Below are 3,021 nucleotides of genomic sequence, written 5' to 3' on the forward strand. Positions count from 1 at the left end.
CCGGCCGGCCAGCTGGTGGGCCAGCCCCTGCGTGTAGTGCACGATCGCGCTCTTCATCGTGCCGTAGGGCCCGGCGGCGAAGTCGATCTCGCGCCCGGAGACGCTCGAGACCGTGACGATCGCGCCCGCGTCGGAGGCCTCCAGCGACGGCAGCGCCGCCTCCACGAGGCGCACGGTGCCGAGCATGTCCGTGCGGAAGGACGCCTCCCAGTTCTCCTCGGTGCCCGGGATGGCCAGTGCGGAGACGTTCGCGACGACGACGTCGAGCCCGCCGAGCTCCTCGGCGGTGCGGGTCACCCAGGCGCGCAGGGCGTCCCCGTCGGCGACGTCGACGGCCTCGCCGTGCACCGTGCGACCCGCGTCGCGCAGCTCGTCGAGCGCGCCGCGGACGCCGTCGTCGGAGCGGGCGCAGAACGCGACGGTGGCGCCCTCGTCGGCGAGGGCCTCCACGATCGCGCGTCCGATGCCGCGGCTGCCGCCGGTGACGAGTGCGCGCCGACCGGCCAGTCCGAGATCCATGTGTGACCCTCCTGGGGCTAGAGCTGCGCCGCCCGCGCGCGCAGGTCGGCGTGCAGGCCGTCGTAGGGCTCGACGCGGGGCAGGTACGCCTTGGACACCTTCGTCACGGCGCTGTAGTTGGTGTCGACGACGTTCGCGAGCGGGGCGCGCGAGATCTGGGTGAGCAGCTGGTAGGCGTCGAGGCGGTCGAGGCCGTGCAGGGCCCCCAGCCAGGAGATCATCTCCTTCTGCCCGATCCGCCACGCGTCCTCGAGCGGCCGCGACGAGCCGACGGTGATGAGCTCGTCGTCGCTCTCCAACCGCGGCCACGCCGGGGCCGGCGCCGCACCGGCCTTCACCAGCTCGACGATGAGCGTGACGTCCATGGCGCCCTCGACGGCGGTCCCGCAGGACTCGCCCTCGCCCTGGCGGTAGTGGCCGTCGCCGACCGAGAAGACCGCGCCCGGCTCGTTCACCGGCAGGTAGCAGGTGACGCCCGCGCGCATCTCCGGGGTGTCCATGTTCCCGCCGAACGCGTCGGGGGTCAGCGAGGAGCGGACCTCGCGGTTGGCCGGGGCGACCCCGACGGTGCCGAGCATCGGCGCGACCGGCAGGTCGACCGAGAAGTCGCTGCGCCGCGCGACGAAGGTGACGGTGCCGCGGGCCCGGTCGAGCTCGTAGATCCAGGTCAGCTCCGGCAGCGCGTCGTCGAGCAGCGCGGTCCGGTCGGTGCCGGTCAGGCCGCCGAAGAACGGCACGAGCGTGGAGGCGCCCCAGTCGCGGGCCGGGGTGAGGTCGACCAGGTGCAGCACGAGCGTGTCGCCGGGCTCGGCGCCGCGCACCGCGAAGGGGCCGGTCTGCGGGTTGAGGAAGCGCGGGTCGAGCGACCCCGATGCGACGTCGCCGACCGAGCGGATCTTCCCGCCGAAGGCGTCGTCGCACCACAGGCGCAGCACGTCACCCGGGTCGACCTCGCGGATCGGGGCGACGCCGCCGAAGGTCCACGCGTACTGGTCGGGGGTGGGGGAGAACTCGACGATCACGGTGGACCTCCGGTCGCGTGCGTGCCCTGTCGGCGTGCTGTCTGACTGTCCGTGCGCTGGCACGGGAAGGCACACTAGAAGCGGTCGGCGCCCGTGAGCTGGCGTTCCAGGTCGTCGGCGGTCTTCGTGACCAGCCGGAAGGGCGCCTCGAACTCGGCGAACGTCATGTCCGACAGCGGGGCGGCGTGGCGGAAGATCGCGGTGCCGTCGACGGCGGCCGCCCCGCCGACGACGGTCGACTCGGTCAGCTCGAGCAGCCGCCGGGCGTCGATGTCGTCGAGGCGGGCGATCGGCGACTCGATCTGCATCCAGTCCTGCCCCTCGAACTCGCCCCGGTGGCGGACGTAGACGAGCTGGTCGCGCCCGTCGGCTGTCGGCAGCCGGAAGGTGAGGCCGTCCGCGTCCTGCGCCATCACCTCGTAGCGGACCCGCACCCACAGCACGAGGTCGTCCCAGCTGGCCACGCACACTCCCGACGTCTCGGCGCCTCCGGCGAGCCGAACCGTAGCAGCGGCCGGGGGGCTCGGGGGCCGGTCAGCGGGCGCCGACCAGCTTGTCCCAGGCGAACGCGCCCACCGTCGCCGTCGCGCCACTGCGGTCGAGCAGGCGCAGCAGTGCGGCGCCGTCGCGCGGGCGGTCGGCGGCGTTCTGCGCGGTGGCCCGGCGCAGCACCGGCACGAGGCGCGGGGAGAGCCGCGCGACGCCCGAGAACGCGTCCGACGGCGGCCCGTCGAGGATCCGCCGGGCGATGTCCACGACGTTCTCTCCGTCGAAGAGGTGGTCGCCGCGCGCCGCGAACACCACGCAGCACGCCCAGGCCCAGACGTCCGTGGCCGGGCCCGCGCCGTTGCCCGTGACCTGCTCGGGCGCCATGTAGCCGGGCGTGCCGACCATGTTGCCGGCCGGGGTGTGGTGGGTCTGGCCCACGACGCGGGCGATGCCGAAGTCCACGACCTTCGGGCCCGCGGAGGTCAGCAGGATGTTGCCGGGCTTGAGGTCGCGGTGGGTGATGCCGTCGTTGTGCAGCGCGGCCAGCGCGCGGGCCAGCGCGATCGCGATGCGCGTCAGCGTCTCGGCGTCGCGCACCGCGCCGTTCTCGGCGATCAGCGCGTGGAGCGACGGGCCGTCGAGGCGCTCCATGACGATGTAGGGCATCGACCCGTCGAACCCGACGCCGTGCACGCGCGCGGTGTAGTCCCCCGTGACCTTCTGCAGGGTCTGGCCCTCCCGCAGGAACCGGGTCCGGGCGTCGACGTCGTCGAGCAGGTGCGGGGCGAGCACCTTGATCGCCATCGAGCCCGTGACCCCGGCGCGGTGCCCGAGGTAGACCGTGCCCATGCCGCCGGACCCCAGCCGGCCGGTGAGCTGGTACTCGCCCACCGTGCGCGGGTCGTGCGGGGTGAGCGGCTGCTCGGGCGGCGCCATGTCCACGAGCCGTGTCGCGGCCGTGGGGGGCGGCGGGGTCGGAACGCGCGGCGGT

4 protein-coding genes are annotated in these 3,021 nt (G+C 74.2%); all 4 read right to left on the reverse strand.

Annotated elements, in window-relative coordinates:
- On the reverse strand, positions 1-519 hold a 519-nt coding region (locus tag AC0CYZ_RS15530), incomplete at its 3' end, for an SDR family NAD(P)-dependent oxidoreductase (protein WP_472216867.1).
- 17 nt (positions 520-536) lie between these two features.
- Complete coding sequence (locus AC0CYZ_RS15535) at positions 537-1,541, reverse strand: acetamidase/formamidase family protein (protein ID WP_472216869.1); 1,005 nt, start codon at positions 1,539-1,541, stop codon at positions 537-539.
- Positions 1,542-1,615: 74 nt separating this feature from the next.
- The gene (locus tag AC0CYZ_RS15540; RefSeq protein WP_472216871.1) at positions 1,616-2,005 is read right to left on the reverse strand and encodes a type III secretion system chaperone family protein; all 390 of its coding nucleotides are present in this window, start codon (positions 2,003-2,005) and stop codon (positions 1,616-1,618) included.
- A gap of 70 nt (positions 2,006-2,075) precedes the next feature.
- A partial coding sequence (locus AC0CYZ_RS15545) for a serine/threonine-protein kinase (protein WP_472216873.1) occupies positions 2,076-3,021 on the reverse strand: 946 nt, incomplete at its 5' end.

The organism is Actinomycetospora sp., assembly GCF_055612215.1.